The organism is Kibdelosporangium phytohabitans (genome assembly GCF_001302585.1).
Lineage (GTDB): Bacteria > Actinomycetota > Actinomycetes > Mycobacteriales > Pseudonocardiaceae > Kibdelosporangium > Kibdelosporangium phytohabitans.
Genome location: NZ_CP012752.1, coordinates 10,559,759 through 10,578,461 on the forward strand (window position 1 = coordinate 10,559,759; position 18,703 = coordinate 10,578,461).

At 66.9% G+C, this 18,703-nt stretch carries 16 protein-coding genes; 6 read left to right on the forward strand and 10 right to left on the reverse strand.

All coding sequences use genetic code 11. The annotated features are described in order from the left end of the window. Positions 1-247: 247 nt before the first annotated feature. Together AOZ06_RS47185 and AOZ06_RS47190 are read right to left on the reverse strand one after the other, a co-directional pair. A complete protein-coding gene (locus tag AOZ06_RS47185; protein ID WP_054295331.1) occupies positions 248-1,423 on the reverse strand; it encodes a hypothetical protein in 1,176 nt (391 codons plus the stop codon). After that, positions 1,416-2,015 carry an RNA polymerase sigma factor gene (locus tag AOZ06_RS47190; protein WP_054295332.1) on the reverse strand — a complete coding sequence of 200 codons (600 nt, stop codon included), beginning with the start codon at positions 2,013-2,015 and terminating at the stop codon, positions 1,416-1,418. Before AOZ06_RS47190 ends, AOZ06_RS47185 begins: the two co-directional genes overlap by 8 nt. Before the next feature lie 126 nt (positions 2,016-2,141). Here AOZ06_RS47190 and AOZ06_RS47195 point away from each other — a divergent pair, with 126 nt between their 5' ends. Further along, positions 2,142-3,533 (forward strand): M20/M25/M40 family metallo-hydrolase, encoded by a 1,392-nt coding sequence (locus tag AOZ06_RS47195; protein WP_054295333.1) that lies wholly within the window; start codon positions 2,142-2,144, stop codon positions 3,531-3,533. A 115-nt stretch (positions 3,534-3,648) separates the two neighbouring features. Here AOZ06_RS47195 and AOZ06_RS47200 read toward each other — a convergent pair whose 3' ends face one another. Beyond that, positions 3,649-6,630, reverse strand: a complete 2,982-nt coding sequence (locus AOZ06_RS47200) for an ATP-binding protein (RefSeq protein ID WP_157233633.1) — start codon at positions 6,628-6,630, stop codon at positions 3,649-3,651. A gap of 305 nt (positions 6,631-6,935) precedes the next feature. Between AOZ06_RS47200 and AOZ06_RS47205 the strand changes: the two genes are divergently transcribed. The 3 genes from AOZ06_RS47205 (at position 6,936) to AOZ06_RS53260 (ending at position 9,590) form a co-directional block, all read left to right on the forward strand. Continuing rightward, positions 6,936-8,105 carry a nucleotide sugar dehydrogenase gene (locus AOZ06_RS47205; protein ID WP_157233634.1) on the forward strand — a complete coding sequence of 390 codons (1,170 nt, stop codon included), beginning with the start codon at positions 6,936-6,938 and terminating at the stop codon, positions 8,103-8,105. A gap of 76 nt (positions 8,106-8,181) precedes the next feature. Continuing rightward, entirely contained in the window at positions 8,182-9,291 is a 1,110-nt protein-coding gene (locus tag AOZ06_RS47210) for a hypothetical protein (RefSeq protein WP_157233635.1), read from the forward strand. Then, positions 9,288-9,590, forward strand: coding sequence for a hypothetical protein (locus tag AOZ06_RS53260; RefSeq protein ID WP_063810238.1), 303 nt, complete (start codon positions 9,288-9,290; stop codon positions 9,588-9,590). The genes AOZ06_RS47210 and AOZ06_RS53260 overlap by 4 nt, the downstream gene beginning before the upstream one ends. Here AOZ06_RS53260 and AOZ06_RS47215 read toward each other — a convergent pair. The 5 genes from AOZ06_RS47215 to AOZ06_RS47235 form a co-directional block, all read right to left on the reverse strand. Continuing rightward, positions 9,506-11,878: an ATP-binding protein gene (locus AOZ06_RS47215; protein ID WP_083472407.1), complete on the reverse strand. Its 2,373-nt coding sequence runs from the start codon at positions 11,876-11,878 to the stop codon at positions 9,506-9,508. The genes AOZ06_RS53260 and AOZ06_RS47215 overlap by 85 nt on opposite strands. 435 nt (positions 11,879-12,313) lie before the next feature. Next, positions 12,314-14,809, reverse strand: a complete 2,496-nt coding sequence (locus AOZ06_RS47225) for a DEAD/DEAH box helicase (protein WP_054295339.1) — start codon at positions 14,807-14,809, stop codon at positions 12,314-12,316. 39 nt (positions 14,810-14,848) lie between these two features. Continuing rightward, positions 14,849-15,187, reverse strand: coding sequence for a VOC family protein (locus AOZ06_RS47230; RefSeq protein ID WP_054295340.1), 339 nt, complete (start codon positions 15,185-15,187; stop codon positions 14,849-14,851). A gap of 91 nt (positions 15,188-15,278) precedes the next feature. Beyond that, positions 15,279-15,458, reverse strand: a complete 180-nt coding sequence (locus AOZ06_RS55550) for a DUF397 domain-containing protein (protein ID WP_083472408.1) — start codon at positions 15,456-15,458, stop codon at positions 15,279-15,281. 6 nt (positions 15,459-15,464) lie between these two features. Beyond that, complete coding sequence (locus AOZ06_RS47235; RefSeq protein WP_054295341.1) at positions 15,465-16,313, reverse strand: helix-turn-helix domain-containing protein; 849 nt, start codon at positions 16,311-16,313, stop codon at positions 15,465-15,467. A gap of 99 nt (positions 16,314-16,412) precedes the next feature. Here AOZ06_RS47235 and AOZ06_RS47240 point away from each other — a divergent pair, with 99 nt between their 5' ends. Together AOZ06_RS47240 and AOZ06_RS47245 are read left to right on the forward strand one after the other, a co-directional pair. Then, complete coding sequence (locus AOZ06_RS47240; RefSeq protein ID WP_157233636.1) at positions 16,413-16,688, forward strand: hypothetical protein; 276 nt, start codon at positions 16,413-16,415, stop codon at positions 16,686-16,688. Between the two features lie 86 nt (positions 16,689-16,774). Continuing rightward, a complete protein-coding gene (locus AOZ06_RS47245; protein WP_063810239.1) occupies positions 16,775-17,200 on the forward strand; it encodes a hemerythrin domain-containing protein in 426 nt (141 codons plus the stop codon). Here AOZ06_RS47245 and AOZ06_RS47250 read toward each other — a convergent pair. Together AOZ06_RS47250 and AOZ06_RS47255 are read right to left on the reverse strand one after the other, a co-directional pair. Continuing rightward, positions 17,172-18,356 (reverse strand): RNA polymerase sigma factor, encoded by a 1,185-nt coding sequence (locus AOZ06_RS47250; protein ID WP_054295343.1) that lies wholly within the window; start codon positions 18,354-18,356, stop codon positions 17,172-17,174. The genes AOZ06_RS47245 and AOZ06_RS47250 overlap by 29 nt on opposite strands. Further along, the gene (locus AOZ06_RS47255) at positions 18,357-18,695 is read right to left on the reverse strand and encodes a YciI family protein (RefSeq protein WP_054295344.1); all 339 of its coding nucleotides are present in this window, start codon (positions 18,693-18,695) and stop codon (positions 18,357-18,359) included. Between the last annotated feature and the right edge of the window lie 8 nt (positions 18,696-18,703).

Consider the following 18,703-nt stretch of genomic DNA (forward strand, 5'->3'; position numbering starts at 1 on the left):
CCGACAGGTAGGGGCACCCACGCCCCAAAACACGCCAAGGATCCCGAGCACGAGACCGGAAGAACACCGAACACAGCCTCCTGCCCAGAGGTCAGCCACCCGGCGAGAGGGAAAAGCTTGTTCCGTGCAGGAAACTCAACCACACCCCACCACAGTCGACAGAAACAGTCCAATCCGAACAGGACAAGGAAAAGACCAAAGCCAACCCGGCGACCAAAGAGCCGCCGGGCGAACAACAACAGGAGTCTCACCGATTCTGCGGAACACCGATCGCATCGGCAACACCGACACTCTGAACTTCTTCGTCGAGTACATCGCCGGCTTTCGCGCCATCGACATCCTTGAGCGCGGTCGTCTGCCTGCCGATCACGTTCCCGTTCGCGGGATCCAGCAGTATCTCTACTCGTATCTGGCCGTCGGCGAAGTCGATGCTCACCGAGATCGCGGCCCGCTTGTCACTCGTAGTGGTGTCAGCGACGGCCAGATAAGGGTGACGGCTCAAGGCTTCGAGGGTGGCGCGTCGTACCGCAACCGGCTGGTGGCCGTCGAGAAGTCCCATGGCTGAACGGAAGAACTGCAACGGCGGGTCGGCGTGTGTCGCGGATCCGTCGGCCAGCATCTTGTAGACCTCGCGCGGGTCGGTCGGTGGCTTCACGCTTCCGTTCGCCGTCTCGATGTTTCCCGCCGTCTGCTTTGAGCAGGTTTGGCCTTTGGGGGTCATGAAGTGTCCGCAGCGGGCTCGGGTTTCGCCGTCCGGCCGGATCAGCTTCGTGTCGTAGACCGCTCCGTCCGCACGGGCTTGCTGCTCTGTTCCGGTGAGCCACTGCCGGTTTCCCGTTGTCTGGTTGCGGATCAGCCATTCTTGTTCCTGGTTGGCCGGTATCCACCTTTCTGTGCGGTACTCGCCCCTGTACACGTACGTGGTGCCGCTTTGGCCTTGGGTGTTCTGCCGGTTCCATCCTCGGGCGCCGATGTAGCGGTACTGGCCGGGCCTGAGTGGTGTTTCCGTCACTCGCGTGGCCAGGTTGTTGAGGCTGTTCTGCGGTTGGTCCGGCATCGAGGGCATGGGTGCGTGCTGGCTGTCGGAGGTGGCCGGTGGCCTTGGCATCACGGAGCCGGGTTGCTGGGCGGGGTCGACCTCGTCGCGTGACGCCGTGCTGACCACTACCACTGCGCCGACGACGAGCACGGCCACTGCTGCCGCCACGGCCGCCAGCGGGGCGACCCGGCGGTGGCGCTGCCGCGTGGTGTCCTCCGGCTGTTCCGGCGCGACCGTCTCGTCCGCTCCTGCCGCCTGCATCAGCTGCGCACGGGCTTTGACCTGGGCTTCTCTGTTCACTGGGACCTCCGGGTACAGCACGGCCATCGCGTTGTCGAGTTCGCGGTCGGACCACATTTCGTGGACGTTGTCCTCGTCAGGCATCGGTGTCCTCCTGTCCGGGGACGGTGGTGCGAAGCTGTTTGCGTACGCGGTGCAGTCGGGAGCGGACCGTGCCGACCGGGATGCCCAGCGCCTCCGCCACCTCGCCGGTGTTCAGGCCCGCGAGGGAGATCAGCAGCAGGACGTCGCGGTCCGCGGGTGACAGTTGTGCCACCGCTGAGGCGAGTCGTTTGGCCGCGCTCTGGGCGTCCACTCGGTCGGCCACCACGCCGTCGTGGTCGGCGTCCCCGATCACGCGTTCGCCGGCGGCTCGTGCCGCGAGCGACAAGGTCCGCAGTTCCGCTCGCACGTGTTCGCGGACCAGGTTCGTCGCGATGCCGTACAGCCACGTGCGCACGGCCGCTCTGGCCGGGTCGTAGCTGTGCCTGCGGCGCAGCGCGATCAGGAAGGTCTCGCTGAGCAGGTCGTCCGCTGTCGCACCGCCGACGCGCCTGGTCAGGTAGCGGTGCAGTGTGTCGGCGTACCGGTCGAACAGCCACCCGATGGTCCCGGCGGCGTCCGGGCCGCTGAGGTCCGGGCGGTCGCGGTCGTACGGCGGACCGCCCTCGTCCGACCACCCGAACAGATCAGTCATCGTCCTCACACCCTTGTGGTTGGCAGATGAGGCCGAGGACGTTCACGGCACCGGCGGAAGACTAGTGGCCCGTCACCAGCTTTTCGGGGCTGGACTTGACCTTGGATTGCGCATAGGACGGGCCCCATGGGCACGAGAAGAACGTTCCTGTCCGCATCCATCGCGGCGGCCGCGTTGGCGGGCACCGGCGTCCCCGCCGGTGCCGAGCGGCTCGGTGACCGCGGCGAAGGCAAACCGGTCCGGCCGCAGCAGCCGGACGCCGAGCTCGTGGCGATCCTCCGGCAGGTCGACCAGCGCCGGATCGAGGCGATCGTACGCAAGCTGGCCTCGTTCGGCACAAGGCACACACTGTCCGCACAAGACGATCCGGTCCGCGGGATCGGCGCGGCCCGTGACTGGATCTTCGCGGAGATGAGCAAGTCGGCCAACGAGCACATGAAGGTCGAGCTCCAGTCCTACATCCAGCAGCCCGTACCGCCGCGCGTCCCGGAGCCGGTCCGGATCACCAACGTCGTGGCGACCCTGCGCGGCTCGACCTCCCCCGACCGGATCTACGTGGTCTCCGGGCACTACGACTCGCGGTGCACGGACCCGAACGACTTCACCAAGGACGCCCCCGGCGCCAACGACGACGCGTCGGGCGTGGCGGTGGCGATGGAGCTGGCGCGGATCATGTCCCGGTGCAGGCCGGAGGCAACGATCGTGTTCGCGGCCGTGGCAGGCGAGGAACAGGGCCTGCACGGCGCACGCCACATGGCGACCCAGTACAAGGGTGCCAACGCGGACGTGCAAGCCATGTTCACCAACGACATCGTCGGCAGCAGCACGGCTGACGACGGAACCCGCGACCCGAGGACGGTCCGGCTCTTCGCCGAGGGCGTGCCGACGGCCGAAACCCCGGCGGAAGCCAACATCCGCAGGTCGGTGGGCGGGGAGAACGATTCGAGCTCCCGCCAGTTGTCCCGGTTCGCGCGTAGCGTGGCGGTGAACGACGCGACCGGGATGAACGTGCGTGTGATCTACCGCAGGGACAGGTACCTGCGCGGCGGCGACCACATCCCGTTCCTGGAACAGGCGTACCCGGCGGCGAGGTTCACCGAGCCGAACGAGAACTTCGCGCACCAGCACCAGGACGTGCGCGTGGAGAACGGCGTGCAGTTCGGTGACCTGCCGGAGTTCTGCGATTTCCCGTTCATCGCGAGGGTGGCGAAGGTCAACGCGGCGACCCTGTGGTCACTGGCGACCGCGCCGGGAACACCGAAAGCCGTGCGGATCAACACGGCGGCACTGACCAACGAGACAGACCTGTTGTGGCAGCGCGGAACCGAGCCGGACCTCGCGGGCTACGAGATCGTCTGGCGTGAGACAACAGCGAACGACTGGACCCACTACATCGACGTCGGCAACACCACTTCGGCGAAGGTCGACCTCTCCAAGGACAACGTGTTCTTCGGCGTCCGTGCCTACGACAAAGCAGGGCACCGCAGCCCGGTGGCGTTCCCGACGCCGCAGTCGTAGCTGTGCGTCGAAAGTCAGGACTTGGTGGCCGCGTCACGACCCGCGCCACCATTTCCTGCTGGCAAAGGGGGTGAACGAGTCCTACCCCACGCCGTGATCCGCTCCGGCACCGGCGTCAGACGCTTCGATACCCGGCGGAAGGATGCTGGATGGACTCCGTCCGGTCGGCCGGGATGCTGGGCACCGCTGGGGTTTCGGCCAGTCGTTCCCTGATGTCGGTGACCGCCTGCTGGTTGCCGATCGCTTCGAACGAGCCCAGCGCCAGCGACCACAGTTCCGCAGCTTCCTCGTGCCGGGCCTGCTTGTAGAGCAGTTCGGCCAGCAGCCGCTGTGCTTTCGCTTGGCCGCGGATGTCGTGCGAGCCCCGGCAGTACGTCAACGCGCGGCGCGCGCACAGCTCAGCGTCTCTGAGGTTCGCCGTGTTCACGTGCACCGACGCCAGCGTGAGGTGGATGTCGCCCATCTGGCTGAAGTCGGTGTGCTCGTGGATCCGCAGAGCGTGTTCGCAGCAGCGCTTCGCGTCGGTCACCTCGCCGCGTTCCAGCTGGATCGCCGCCAGTTCAGCGAACGCACAGCCTCGTGTGTGCTCGTCACCGAGCTGCTCGGCCAGCCGCAACGCGTCCCGCGCGAACCTGGCGGCCTCGGTGAGGTTGCCCATTCTGCGGTACGCCTCGCCGAGCCGGTACAGCGTGATCGCTTCCTCACCGGTGGAGCGCAGACGCCGGAAGGTGCGCAGCGCGGACAGCTCGTTGTCGATGGCACGACTGGCGTCGCCCTGGTCGAGCGCTAGACGGCCGAGTCGCAGATCGGTGACCGCGATCCCGATCGGGTCGTTGACGTGCTCGAACATGTCGCGTGCCGTGACCAGGCTGCTCCGCGCGGCTTCGAAGTCCCGGGAGGCCAGTTGGTGGAATCCGAGATTCCCCCACGCGCAGGCCTCTTCGAAGACGTCACCGACCAGCCGGGCGGACTGGACCGCGATCCGCAGCCCGGCCACGGCGTCCTCCCTGTGGCCGAGCCGCTGGAAGATCTCGCCGACCACGCTCGCCATCTTCATCACGAACTCGTGCAGCCCGTTGGCGGACGCGTAACCCATGAGCGCGTTGATGTTCGCTCGTTCCCTTGCCACCCAGCGCATCGCGCTGTCCCGGTCGGCGAACTCGACGGGCACGACACCCGCCGCGGGCGCGACCGTGTCGACCGGGACCCGGTGCGGAGTGGTGACGCGGTCGGCGTTCTTGCTACTCGCCAGGTAGAAGTCCAGCAGACGTCGTACCGCGGCCGGTTTCTCGTCGGACGCCGATGCGAGTTCCTTGGCGTACCGGCGAAGCAGGTCGTGCAGCCGGTAGCGGGTGAGCGACTCCGGCTGGCTGAGCATGTGGAAGTCGACCAGTGCGTCCAGCTTCCGCTGGACCTCCCTGCGGTCCTGCGCCGCGAGCGCCGCGGCCACGTCGAGGCTGACGTCAGGGCCAGGATGTGTGCCCAGCAAACGGAACAGGCGCTGTTCGGCCGGACTCATGGCGTGGTACGACCAGCCCAGCGCCGCCCGGACACTGCCTTCCGGCCCATGGCCGCCGAGACCGAGCAACGTGTGTTCGTCGCGCAGCTCGTCGGCGAACTCGGCCAGTGCCACGCCGGGCCTGCTGTGTGTCCGCTCCCCCACGATCTTCAGGATGAGCGCGATGCCGCCGCACAGCGCCACCAGGTCGCTGGTGGCCGCGGCCTCGGCCGATGCCCTGGGGCCCAGCCACTTCGCCAGCCACGCCTTGCCTTCCGTGTACGTCAGCGGCTGGATCGGCACGGTCGACGCCCCTCGGCGTGCCATGTCCGGCAACCTGGACCTGCTTGTGATGAGCACTGTGCAGTTGCTCAGGCAGTCGAGCAGGTGACGGATCTGGTTGTGGTCGCGGACGTTGTCGAGGACCACGAGCGCGCGTTGCCCGCTGAGCAGGCCGCGTAACCTGACTTTCCGCGCCGACAGGGACGACAGCGACTCCGCCGCGACGCCGACGGCGGTGAGGAAGTCGTTGACCACTTCGGACTCGTGCACCACCGGTCCTTCACCGAAACCGTTCAGGTCGTGGTAAAGCCTGCCGCCGGGGTACCGGCCCGCCGCGAGGTGCGCCCAGTGCACAGCCAACGCCGTCTTGCCGACACCGGGGTCGCCGGCCAGCACCGCGATCGTCGCCGCCGGCTGACCGGTGGCGCTCGTGGTGATCCGGTCCAGGTGTTCGATCAGCGTTTCCCGCCCGGTGAAGTCCGTGACGTCATGCGGCAGCAGGTTCGGGACTTCCGCGGGTCGCGGTGATGGGAGGTGCACGGGGACCACGACCCGGTGCTCCTGCTGGCTTGCCCGCAGCTCGTCCTGGAACCGCGTGAGCTCGTCGGCCTCGTCGAGACTGCCCTCGTCCCTGAGCCGCCTGCGCTGGTCCAGGTAGTAGCTGTGGGCCTCCTGGAACCGGTGCGCGCCGTGCTGCGCGGCGAGCCGGTGCTTGACCATGGTCAGGGTTTGCCTGAGTTCCACAGGGAGGTCGGCGAGCCTGCGCAGGACCTGCCCGTGCTCGCCGAGTGCGCCCAGGCTCGTGAACAACGCGCTGTGCGCGGGGGCGAGGCTCTCGGACACGACCAGCTGGCGCCAGTTGGCCGCCCGCTCGCCGTGCAGATCGGGCACGGGTGTGCCCGTCCACAGGTCGTCGATCGCGGATGCCAGCTCCCGCACGGCATTGGCGTGGTCGCCTTCCCGTGCCGCCGCCCTGGCCAGGTCCGCTCGCCTGCCGAACTCGTGGAAGTCGATCTCGTCCCGGTCCACGTCGAGCTGGTAGCTGCCGTCGCGGTACCGGATGCGCGGCGGCGCGTCCATCCGTTCGAGCGCGTGCACGATCCGCTTGCGGTACGTGCCGAGCGCGCCCACCGGATCGTCGGGCGCCTTGCCGACGGGCCACATCCAGTCGGTCAGCTCGGTGACCGGGACCGGTTGCCTGGCCCGCAGCAACAGGACCGAGAACATCCCCCGCGGCTTGGACTGCGCCCACTCCTGCTCGAAGCGCCCGTGAATGCGCAGCGCGGGAACGCCCAATATCCTGTAATTGATCTCCACCAGCGCTTCCCCTCGCTGGTCGGGTCGTCGGACAATTGTTCATTCTGCCCACACCTGCCGGGCGGTCACCAGCGAATCCGGGATCCGAAATCCCGTCGTTACGTGTCATTCGGATGACCTGATCGATGACAGTTATTTGTCCCCCAGCGCCGGAAGTGTCCACGGATCAATCGTTCTGATCGCGATTCACGGCCCTGGCCTGCGGTTTCCGTGAATTGTCTTGATCGTGTCAGTCCGATGACCCCGGCCGTCCCGCAGTCTTGGCGCGGACCGGGACGTGCCCGGTGAAAAGGGGAGGAGGCCAAGTGGATTCCGATGTGGTTGTGGTCGGTATGGGGTACACCGGCTTGCCCATGGCGGTCGCGGCGGCGCGCCGGGGTTCGCGGGTCGTCGGCGTGGACTCCAGTGCGGCCAGGGTCGCCGAGATCGTCGCTGGTGACCCCGGCTGCGGGCGCACGACGGTCGCCGAGGTCGAGCTCGCGGCGCTGCTTTCGGGCTCGTTGTGCGTGCGGACGGGCGACATCCCGCAGGCGCCGGTGTACGTGCTGTGCGTGGCGAGCAGGGATCTCGCGGTCGCTGTCGACTCCATCTCGCACCTGCTGCGGCCGGGGGATCTCGTGATCGTGCAGAGCACGTGCCCGCCGGGGATGATCGACGGCGTCGTCGTTCCGCGAATACCGGCGTTCGCCGATGGTGAGGTTCACGTCGTCCATTCACCGGTTCGCGTCAACCCCGGGCCTGATCAGACCAGCCCGGTACTACGCACCGTCGCCGGTCTTACTCCAGAAGCGCGGGCCAAGGGGATTCAATTCCTGCGGCAATTGGGTGAGGAGGTGATTCCGGTGAGCTCCGTCCGCGTGTCGGAATTGACCAAAGTCTTCGAGAACACGTTCCGGCTCGTCAACATTTCGCTGGTGAATGAGCTGGCCGAACTGTGCGGAGCGGCCGGCGTCGACGTCGGCGAAGTGCTGGCAGCGGCGAAAACCAAACCATACGGTTTTCTCGCACACACCCCCGGCCCCGGCGCGGGTGGCGACTGCGTACCGGTGTGCGCGGAGTTCTTCGCCGCGACCGCCCGCCGCCACGGCGCGCCGGCCAGGACGGTGGAGGCGGCGATCGAGGTGAACGACGCCGCCCCGCGAGCGATCCGTCGCAGGATCGACGTTCGCGGCAGACGGGTCGTGGTCGCCGGTGTGGCGTACAAGCCCGAAGTCGCCGACGTGCGCAGGTCCGCGGCCGTCCGACTGATCGAGGAGATCAGGACGGAAACCGAAGTGTCCTATCACGACCCTTATGTGCCTCGGCTTCGCTTGTCCGACGGCACCGAGCTGCGCAGCACGCCGCCGGCACCGGGCGTCGTGGACCTCGTGCTGTTGGTCACCAGGCATCGCGGGATGAACGTGGCCGGGTTCGCTGCGCCGGTCATCGACTGCTCCAGAGGTATTTCGTCCACAATGGAGGTATCAGATGTATGAGAGGTGGGTGAGAGGCCCGATCGGTCATGGCTCGGAGACACGGGTCACCAGGGCGGGCTGTCGGACAGTGCTGGTGATGGTCCCGACCGTCACGGCAGGGGCCCGGCTGGCGGATGTGCTGACACTCGTCCGCGGCGACCAGCGGATCCAGACCGTGTACACGGTCCCGGACGACGCGTGGCCCGGCGCGTCGGACTTCGCGTCCGCGTGCGGCGGCCTGGTCATCCCGTGGCATCAGGCAGTCAACCACCGGTTCGACCTGGTCCTCGCCGCCAGCCAGATCGGTGTCGACCGCGTCAACGGCCGGATCATGGTGCTTCCGCACGGTGCCGGGAACCTGATGTCCCGCAAGTACTTCGCTCTCGCGGGCAGCACGGCGGCACCGCACACCGGGCTGGCCAGGGAGACGCTCACCAGGCAGGGCAGGCTCATTCCGGCGGCGTTGGCACTGACACACGACAACGAGACGCGTGTGCTGCGCCGCACGTGCCCGGAAGCGTTGCCGGTGGCCGTTGTCGCCGGTGACATCTGCTACGACCGCATGATCGCGAGCGTGCCCAAGTACGCGGAATACCGGCGGGCTCTGGGAATCGACGCGGACCAGAAACTGATCACGGTCAGCTCGACGTGGTCGACGGACTCGGTTTTCGGCCAGCAGCCCGAGCTGTGCCACCGGCTGGTTCAGGAGGCGTCCGCCGCGGGCAGCCGGGTCGCACTGGTGTTGCACCCGAACGTCTGGGCCGCGCACGGCCGATGGCAGGTCTCGTCGTGGCTCGCCGACTGCGTGGACGACGGGCTGCTCATCGTCCCGCCGGAGGAGGGCTGGCGGGCCACCATGGTCGCCAGCGACTACGTGATCGGTGACTACGGCTCCACCACGCAGTACGCGGCCGCGATCGGCAAACGGGTCGCGCTGGCGACGTTCCCGCGGAACAAGATCCGGTCGGGCAGCATCGCCGACCGGCTGGCGAGCAGCGCACTCCGGCTGGATCTGCGGCACCCGCTGCTGCCGCAACTCGGACAGGCCAGGAAGCACAAGCGGCGGATCGCCGCCCAGGTGACATCGCGCCCAGGCCAAGCCGCGACGATCCTGCGGCGCATGATCTACCAGTCGATCGAACTGCCGGAGCCCGAACACCAGGCAAAGCTGTTCCCCGTGCCGTTGCCGAGTCTGGTGACGACATGAGCCGGTCGTTGGGCAGCCCGTTGGCGGACGTCGTTGTCCGCGCTGCGCCATGCATGCCGGTCGCCGACAGTCTCGCGACCGCGATTCTCGCCGAACTGCCGGGATGTGTCCTGGTAGTCGTGGACGTCGCCGAGCGAGGTGTTCTGCTCGCGGCCCGGCCGTCCCAGCGTGTGGTCGCGGCGCCGGGTGACGTGCTGCGGACCGCGGCGGAGGCTTACGAATCCCTGTTGCGCGGCAACGGGATGCTGGCCAGCCGGACGGACAGGTCCGTTGCCTTGGGATCACCGCTGCTCGAGTAGTGGTCGCGCGCCGCCGTCCAGTGGCGGCGCGCGTTCTCCGTGTCGCCTTGCCGAAGGGCGGCGTCGCCGAGCACCACGAGCGCTTCCGCCTCGTAGTGGGCCGAGCCCAGTTCGCGAGCTGTTCGCAGGGCTTCGGCCAGTGCCGACGCCGCTTCCGGTCCCCGGTCGAGTTCCAGGTACAGGCTGCCGAGGATCGTCAGCACGCGAGCGTGTTCAGCCTGGTCACTCCCGGAGACCTCGTCGGCGACGCCGAGCAGTGTCGTGAGGGCCTCCTCGAGGCGGCCGAGCCTGATGAGCGTCTCGCCGATCCGGCGACGGCACAGGGCAGCCGCCCGGTCGGTGCCGATCCTGTTGCGGAGTTGCTCTGCCTGCCTGAAATGCCGGAGTGCCGCATCGAGGTCACCCCGGCCGAGGAAGGCCCCGGCGACCTCGAACAGCAACGCCGCTTCGGTGAACTCGTCGTGCGCCTGCTTGGCCAGCTCGAGGGCGACCGCGCCTTCCTCAAGGGCTTCGTCGTACCGCTGGAGGTTGGCCAGCGCGAACACCCGTTGTGTCCGCAGCCGGGCCTCCGCTGTGGTGTTCCCCGTGCGATGCGCTGCGGGGATGCCCAGCTTGTGGATCTCCAGCCAATCGTCGTAGTGCCTGGCATGCAGGAAGAAGCCCCACAGCGCCTCGCAGAACTCCCACGTCGCCTCGTCCCAGCCGTGTTCCGCGGCGGCGCGCACCGCGTCGAGCAGGTTGTGGCGCTCCAAGGTCAGCCACCGCAGAGCCTCGTTGTGCGACTGGAAGGGCTGCCGGGGAGGGACCTGGAACCTGGAGCCGACTCTTCGCCGAGTGGGACGCAGGACGACTTCCGCGGCGGCCGACCGGTCGAGATACCAGTCGGCCATCCGCCGGACCGCTGCCTCCCGGTCGGTTCGCGAGTCCGCCCATTCCGCTTGCCGGCGAGCATGCAGTCGCAGCAAATCGTGATACCGGAACCGCCTGTCGGAGACCTCGGCGATCAGGTGGCAGTCGACCAGTTCACCCAGTGACTCCTCGACCTCGTCGGGCTCCTCACCGGTGGCCGCGGCGGCGGCGTCCAGACTGAACTGCCTACCGGGGTGCAGTGCGCACATCCGGTACGCCCTGGCGGGCGTGCTGTCCAGTTCGCCGTAGCTGACGTCGAAAACCGCTTCGACCGACGACTCGTCGACGGTGAGCGTCGCGAGCCTGTCGTCGCTGCGCAGGGTGCCGACCTCACGCGACACCGGTCGGTGCGGCCGGGCGGAGAGCCGCGCGCCGACGAGGGACAGCGCGAGCGGCATGCCGCCGCAGAGCCGGGCGATCTCCTCGGCCTGGCTCCGCTCCCGTTCCAGCCGTCCGGCACCGACGATGTTGTCCATCAGCTGGACGGAATCCTCGACGGAGAGCGGACCGAGTTCGACGAACCGAGCACTGTCGAGGCTCAGCCCGGCGAGGCGCCTCCTGCTCGTCACGACGACAACCGTGTTGCCGTGGGCAGGCAGGAGCGGGCGGACCTGGGCAGCGGAAACAGCGTCGTCCAACAGGACGATCATCGCCCGGTCGGCGGTCATCGAACGGTAGAGCGCCTGCCGCTGCGGCAACCCGGACGGGATGTCCTTGGCCCGCGCGCCGAGCGCCAACAGGAAGAATTCCAGGATCTGATCGGGAGCCGCCGGGCCGCTCGACGAAAACGTCCCGAGGTCGGCGTGCAGCATTCCGTCGGGAAATCCTTTCCGGACACGGTGCAGCCACTGCAACGCGAGAGTCGTCTTGCCGACACCACCGGCCCCGCTGATGACCGCGACCAGCGGGCCCGAGCTTTCGGCCAACCATTGATCCAGAGTCACCATTTCCGCGTCTCGGCTGGTGAAGGCGCGTGGCGGCGGCGGAAGCTGTGACGGCACAGTATGATCGCGAGAACCTTTGTTGATCGTGATATCGCGGACGGAACCCGCCTGTACCACTGAACTGCCTTCCACAATTCCGGAAAGTCTGATCTGGTCAGGTCTCTCGCTTCCCGTCATGGGCATACCTCCCCGGTGGTTGGCCCGTCTACCAGACTCCGCACTTTCGCCGGAACTGCAAGGTTTGACCGCTGAATTCTGGTCGAAATCACTCAGTTGTATGGACCATCTGGCAGTCACCGGCGTGGCGGATGGACCTAGACAAGGACACCGCGCCGGTTGCCGTCGCAGCCGCGGAGCCGCTGGTGGCGATTGACGATCTTCACCCGTTGTGGACATCGACCTACTGACCGTGTCCCCTTTGTCAATCCATCGCATGAACCGATCGCGATAGCTGAGCCCTGTTCACACTTTCGGCGCCGGTTAGCTCCACCCGGAGTCAACCGGTGAAAATGCGGCATCTAGGATTCCTGATCTTAGTTCCATGATCGAGCTGTTGTGATTCTTGAAGGAGCTCAACGGATGGCCCGGATCAAGACGTCGGTCGCGGCAGTCGCCGCATACGGATTTGTGGTGCTCGCGGCCCTGGTTTCCGGAGCGCCTGAGTCCGTGGACCACCCTCGTGACATCCGAAGTGTCAGCACCGCGGACGCGTGTGACCAGGGTGGTCTCACACCCGAGTCCAGGCATCACATCAGGTGCGGCTCAGAGATCGTGCTGGCGTCGCGGCACCACATCTAGGTAGGTAGCCGCCAATCCAGGCATGGGCAGTTCCCGTGCGCCGGGGCCGCACGGGAACTGCGAACGTCGAAGCTAGTTGCCCACCTCGGTGATCCGGATGACCGCAGTCCCGGCCTCGTCGGACGCGGCCAGGTCGACCTCGCCGCTGATCGCCCAGTCGTGATCGCCTGCCGGGTCGTCGATGATCTGACGGACCAGCCAGCTCTCCGGTTTCTGCTCCACGACGAACAGGTGCGGGCCGCGCGCGGCGGGACCCGACGGCAGCTCGTCGTGCTCCTCGAAGTACGGCGCGAGGGCTTCCTGCCAGGCTTCGTAGTCCCAGCCGTCGGTGGCGTCGAGGAGGCCGAGTTCGTAGTAGTCGCGGCGGGAGGCCAGCTCCACCCGGCGGAAGAACGCGTTGCGCACCAGGACACGGAACGCCCTGGCGTTCTGCGTCACCCCCGGCGGGGCGTCGTCCTGCTGCTGGATCTCCTCGTCGTCCGGGTTGGCCAGCTTCTCCCACTCGTCGATCAGGCTGGAGTCGACCTGGCGGACGAGTTCGCCCAGCCACTCGACCAGGTCCTGCAGCTCCTCGGTCTTGGCCTCGTCCGGCACGGTCTGCTTGAGCGCCTTGTACGAGTCCGCCAAGTAGCGCAGCACCAGGCCTTCCGAGCGGGCCAGCTGGTAGAAGCTCACGTAGTCGCCGAAGTTCATCGCGCGCTCGAACATGTCGCGCACGACGGCCTTGGGTTCGAGGTGGTAGTCCGCGACCCACGGGTGGCCGCTGCGGTACATCTCGTACGCCGCGTTCAGCAGTTCCGCGAGCGGCTCGGGGTGTTTGACTTCTTCGAGCAACGCCATGCGCTCGTCGTACTCGATGCCGTCGGCCTTCATCTTGTTCACGGCCTCGCCGCGCGCCTTGTGCTGCTGCGCCGAGAGGATCTGCCGTGGACTTTCCAATGTGGACTCGATGACCGACAGCACGTCGAGCGGGTAGCTCGGGGATTCCTTGTCCAGCAGGTCGATCGCCGCCAGTGCCAGCGGGGACAGCGGCTGGTTGAGCGCGAAGTCGAACTGCAGGTCGACCGTCAGCCGCACGGTCCGGCCGGTTTCGTCCGGCTCGTCGAGCTTCTCCACCACGCCAGCGGCCAGCAGGGCGCGGTAGATCGCGATCGAGCGCAGGATCAGCCTGCGCTGGGACGCGCGGTCCTCGTGGTTGTCCTCAAGCAGGTGCCGCATGGCTTTGAACGCGTCACCGGGACGGCCGATCACGTTCAGCAGCATGGTGTGGCTGACGGCGAAGCTGGAGGTCAGCGGCTCGGGTTCGGCCGCGATCAGCCGCTCGAACGTCTGCTTGCTCCACGAGACGAAGCCCTCCGGCGGCTTCTTGCGCACGACCTTGCGGCGCTTCTTCGGGTCGTCCCCCGCCTTCGCGAGCAAGCGCTCGTTCTCGACGTCGTGGTCCGGCGCCTGGACGACCACGTTGCCGACGGTGTCGTACCCGGCCCGGCCGGCCCGTCCGGCGATCTGGTGGAACTCGCGGGCCTTGAGGTGCCGGGTCTTCGTGCCGTCGTACTTGGACAGGCCGGTGAACAGCACGGTCCTGATCGGCACGTTGATTCCGACGCCAAGCGTGTCCGTACCGCAGATGATCTTGAGCAGGCCTGCCTGCGCGAGCCGCTCGACCAGGCGGCGGTACTTGGGCAGCATGCCGGCGTGGTGCACGCCGATGCCGTGCCTGACCAGGCGGGACAGCGTCTTGCCGAACCCGGACGTGAACCGGAAGCGCCCGATCAGGCGGGCGATCTCGTCCTTCTCCTGCCGGGTGGACACGTTGATGCTCATCAACGCGCTCGCCCGCTCGATCGCGGACGCCTGCGTGAAGTGCACGACGTAGACCGGGGCCTGGTTGGTCTGCAGCAGCTCCTCGATCGTCTCGTGCATCGGCGTCAACGCGTAGCTGTAGAACAGCGGGACGGGACGTTGCGCGGAGCTGACCGTGGTGGTCTGCCGACCGGTGCGGCGCGTGAGGTCCTTCTCGAAACGCGTGACGTCGCCGAGCGTGGCGGACATCAGGACGAACTGGGCCTTGGGCAACTCGATCAGCGGCACCTGCCACGCCCAGCCGCGCTCCGGCTCGGAGTAGAAGTGGAACTCGTCCATCACGACCTGGCCGACGTCCGCCTCGGCGCCGTCGCGCAGCGCGATGTTGGCGAGGATCTCGGCCGTGCAGCAGATGATCGGCGCGCCCGCGTTGACGCTGGAGTCGCCGGTCATCATGCCGACGTTCTCCGCGCCGAAGACCTCGCAGAGGTCGAAGAACTTCTCCGAGACCAGCGCCTTGATCGGCGCGGTGTAGAAGCTGCGGCGCCGCTCGGCGAGAGCGGCGAAGTGCGCACCCACCGCGACCAGGCTCTTACCCGAGCCGGTCGGGGTCGCCAGGATCACGTTGGACCCGGAGACGACCTCGATGAGAGCTTCCTCCTGCGCGGGGTACAGGCTCAGCCCGCGGTCGGTCGCCCAGGTCGAGAACACGTCGAAGAGCGCGTCCGGGTCCGGGCTGGCGGGAACGAGTTCGGTGAGTGTCATGACCCCACAAACTTATCCCACCAGCCCGTACCGCCAGGCTCAGCTCTGCTGGAAGAGGCTGAACGCGGTGCCCTGGTCGTCGACGCAGTGCGCGTACCGGCCGAAGCCGGGGATCGGGACGGCGTCGCCGGGCTTGCCGCCGAGGTCGGCGACCTTCGCCAGCGCGGCGTCGAGATCGCCGACGCTGAAGTAGACCCGGCTGGCAGGCAGCTCGGCGCTCTTGGGCGCGATGGCGCCCGCGGCGCCGCTGGTGACGAGGTGGTAGTCCACCCCGTCCTGGAATGGCGCGGTCTGCCAGCCGAGAACGGACCCGAAGAAGGCGGTGGCCTTCGCGGTGTCGTCGACGGCGAGCTCGAACCAGTTGACTTCGCCAGACATGGATCTTCCCTTCGAGTCGGAACCAAACTGACCAGAGGACGACCAGGTCAGCCCCGGCTCGACACCGCGGCGGAAGAAATTTCAGACTTGATCAGCGGCTGGTCGAGCGGGCGAAGGAGACCCAGGAAGACTGGGGGAAGGTGAGGGTGCCATTCGTCCGGGCCTTGGTGTCACGGACGGCTGCGGTGCCGGTGACGAGAGCGACCTCGACGCAGTCTTCAGCAGTTCCACTGAAGCTGGACTTCCGCCACTCGGCACCTGCAAGGTCCATCTTGTTTCACCCTTGGTCGTAGTCGGCTGCGACGAGCGTCAGGAAGTTCACCGATTCGGCTGAATCCAGCGCCACATCCATCAGAGTATCGACTGTCTGCTGAAACGGACACACATCTTCGGGCTCGTCGACGAACAGTGAAGATGCCTTGTGCTCGAGGAACACGATGGGACGTGCCTTCTCGAACTCCAGCACTGTGTAGGTGCCGTCCAGGCCCGTGTGAGCGCCGTGTTGGAACGGGATAACTCGAACTTCAATGTTCGTGCGAGTGGCGAGCCGGGCGACATGTCGAAGTTGTTCGGCCATGACCTGCGGGCCGCCTACGGGCCTGCGCAGGACAGCTTCATCGATAACGACCCGATACCTGGGTGGCAAGGATCGAGTGAGGAGTGCCTGGCGGCCGAGCCGGGCGGCGACACGAGCTTCCAGTTCCGTGCCTGTTATGTGACCGGCGGTCATGATCGCGCGAATGTACTCGGCAGTCTGCATCAGGCCTGGTATCCGCAGCATCGCCAGGTGCGAGATGCGCTGAGCTTCCGACTCGAAGCTGATGAACGCGGATTGCTGTTTGGGCAGGCTGGCATCAAGCCGCTGCCACCAACCTGGCAGGCATGCCTCCCTTGTCGTCGACAGCAGTCGCTCTCGTTCGACACCTGTGATTCCGTAGACCACCAGCAACGACGCCATGTCCTCTACTTCGATTACTCGATTGCCGAGTTCGATGCGGTTGAGGGTCGATGCCGAGAGGCCTGCCCTCGCGGCCGCTTCTCTCGTGTTGAGGCCCGCCTTCGCCCGCAGTGACTTCAGTTCCGCTGCCAGACCACGCATCCGGGCCGTCCCGCGTGTGTACTTCATGCCGACATCGCATCGGCTGTTTCACCACGTGCGCCACTACACGATCGGGCTAGCCGTTTCATGTGCTGGGACACGAACTCCTTCTGTCACGGTACTTCCATGACTTCTTTGGACGAGATCGCCGACATACCGCGGAATCTCGCTGTCGCGAATCCGCCGAGCCGGTTCGCGATCTGTTCCGTCGAGGATGACGGCGGCGACGGCTTCCTGCTCGGGTGGGGGATCGCGACCACCGACCGTGTCCACGTGTACTCGGTCGAGGACAACATGACCGGGCAACTCGGGTCGCTCAACGCGATCGGCTACCTGTTCGGCGAGGCGCACGAGATCGTGTGGATCGACCCACGTCCCGAGGGGCTTGACGGACCCGGCTGACCAGTGATTTCATCTTGTCCAGCGTCGCAGTGCACCCGGCAAAGAGACCGTCGAGGGCGCGGAGGCGTGGTACTACAGGGAAGAACTTGGAATCGAAGAGCCGTATCTCGGCTTTTGGTACTCAACTGATCGAAATTCACGACTGGCTGCGTGAGCAGCTTGCCCGGTTGCGCGCGGACGTGGATGCCGGGGTCGCGCAGCCGCGCAAGCTCCAGGCGCACTGCCTGACGTTCTGCGCAGCGCTCACCAAACACCACACCGGGGAAGACGCTGGTGTGTTCCCTGTTTTGGCGCAACGGTTTCCCGAACTCAAGCCAGTTGTCGACGAGCTCGTTCGCGACCACGAGATCATCACCGTGATGCTCAACCGCCTCGAGGACGTCGATTTCACCGATCGCCCGAACGCACTGCGGGAGATCAACGGCGTCGAGGCCATCATGGAGTCGCATTTCACCTTCGAGGAACGCAAGATCGTCGACGCGCTCAACTCGATGGAGTTTCCAGTTCGGTGAGGCGGGAGCTCAGGAAGCGGCGATCCGAGTCCTCTGTGGCCAGTGACAGCGCCACGCGGTAGGACTCCGCCGCTTCCTCGGTGGATCCCAAGCGGCGCAACAGGTCCGCCCTGGCCGAGTGCATCAGGTGGAACTTCTCCAGCCCGGCGATCGAGTCCAGCATTTCCAGGCCTTTCGCAGGTCCGTCAGCCATCGCGACCGCCACCGCGAGGTTCAGCCTGACCACCGGCGTCGGCTGCCGTGTCACCAATTCCGTGTACAGGGCGGCGATCTGCAGCCAGTCCGTGTCCTGCGGGCGCGCGGCTTGGGAGTGCACGGCGGCGATCGCGGCTTGCAGCTGGTACGGGCCTGGGGCGCGGCGGCTCAGCGCGCGGTCCAGGATTCCGATACCTTCGGCTATCTGCGAGGCGTCCCAGAGCGACCGGTCCTGGTCCTCCAGCAGGACAAGATCACCCGATCGGGTACGCCGGGCGTCCCGGCGTGAGTTCTGGAGCAGCATCAGCGCCAGCAAACCGTGCGCTTCCGGCTCGGACGGCATCAGCGTCGCGATCAGCTTGCCGAGCCGGATCGCCTCATCGGCCAGTGTGTGGTCCGCCGCCGTGTACCCCTGCGTGTACACCAGGTACACCACCGCCAGAACGGCTGAAAGTCGTTCAGGCAGTTGATGATCCGCCGGTACGGCGAACGCGATTCCGGCATGTTTGATCTTGCGCTTCGCCCGCACCAGGCGTTGCGCCATCGTGGATTCCGGCACGAGGAACGCACGGCCGATCTGCGCCGCGGTCAGCCCCGCGACGGCCTGCAACGTCAACGCCACGCGGGCCTCCAGCGACAACGCCGGGTGACAGCACGTGAAGATCAACGAGAGACGCTCGTCACCGACGTTGAGCAGCCTTTCCTCGCTGTGCTCCCACGCGGCGACCGCAGGCTCCCGCGGTGCGCGGCGGGCTCGCCGGATCCGGTCGATCGCGCGGTTGCGTGCCACGGTCAGCAGCCACGCCATCGGGTCGTCCGGCACCTCTGACCAGCTGCGCAACGCTTGAGCGAGCGCGTCCTGCAACGAGTCCTCGGCGAGTTCCATGTCGCCGAGGACCCGCGTCAACGCCGCGAGCATGCGTGTCCGCTGTTCCCGGAACACCCGCTCGATGGCGTCCATCTACCGCAGGATGCCTTCCAGCACCGGCCGGATCTCCACCGTCCCCACCTTGGCCATCGGGCACAACGCCGCCAGTTCGATGGCTTCGTCCAGGTCCTTGCAGTCCAGCATGAAATACCCGCCGAGGTGCTCGTGCGTCTCCACGAACGGCCCGTCGGTGATCAGCGTGTCGTCGTCGCGCACGCGGACCGTCGTCGCCGTGTCCGGCAGGTGCAGCGGATCCGCGGCGACGAACACACCGCGCTCCTTCAGGTGCTCGGCGTAGGCGTTGACGACCTCGCGGTAGTTCTCCGGCATCTGCTCGCGGTGGCAGTCGTAGATCAACAACATGTAGCGCATCACGATCC

Bases quoted from the DNA above. Each gene is read 5' to 3' on its own strand.
- AOZ06_RS47235 (WP_054295341.1), bottom strand. From the start codon at position 16,313: ATGAAGTACACACGCGGGACGGCCCGGATGCGTGGTCTGGCAGCGGAA.
- AOZ06_RS47240 (WP_157233636.1), top strand. From the start codon at position 16,413: ATGACTTCTTTGGACGAGATCGCCGACATACCGCGGAATCTCGCTGTC.
- AOZ06_RS55550 (WP_083472408.1), bottom strand. From the start codon at position 15,458: ATGGACCTTGCAGGTGCCGAGTGGCGGAAGTCCAGCTTCAGTGGAACT.
- AOZ06_RS47215 (WP_083472407.1), bottom strand. From the start codon at position 11,878: ATGCGATGGATTGACAAAGGGGACACGGTCAGTAGGTCGATGTCCACA.
- AOZ06_RS47250 (WP_054295343.1), bottom strand. From the start codon at position 18,356: ATGGACGCCATCGAGCGGGTGTTCCGGGAACAGCGGACACGCATGCTC.
- AOZ06_RS47225 (WP_054295339.1), bottom strand. From the start codon at position 14,809: ATGACACTCACCGAACTCGTTCCCGCCAGCCCGGACCCGGACGCGCTC.
- AOZ06_RS47230 (WP_054295340.1), bottom strand. From the start codon at position 15,187: ATGTCTGGCGAAGTCAACTGGTTCGAGCTCGCCGTCGACGACACCGCG.
- AOZ06_RS47255 (WP_054295344.1), bottom strand. From the start codon at position 18,695: ATGCGCTACATGTTGTTGATCTACGACTGCCACCGCGAGCAGATGCCG.
- AOZ06_RS47210 (WP_157233635.1), top strand. From the start codon at position 8,182: ATGGTCCCGACCGTCACGGCAGGGGCCCGGCTGGCGGATGTGCTGACA.
- AOZ06_RS47185 (WP_054295331.1), bottom strand. From the start codon at position 1,423: ATGCCTGACGAGGACAACGTCCACGAAATGTGGTCCGACCGCGAACTC.
- AOZ06_RS47190 (WP_054295332.1), bottom strand. From the start codon at position 2,015: ATGACTGATCTGTTCGGGTGGTCGGACGAGGGCGGTCCGCCGTACGAC.
- AOZ06_RS47195 (WP_054295333.1), top strand. From the start codon at position 2,142: ATGGGCACGAGAAGAACGTTCCTGTCCGCATCCATCGCGGCGGCCGCG.
- AOZ06_RS53260 (WP_063810238.1), top strand. From the start codon at position 9,288: ATGAGCCGGTCGTTGGGCAGCCCGTTGGCGGACGTCGTTGTCCGCGCT.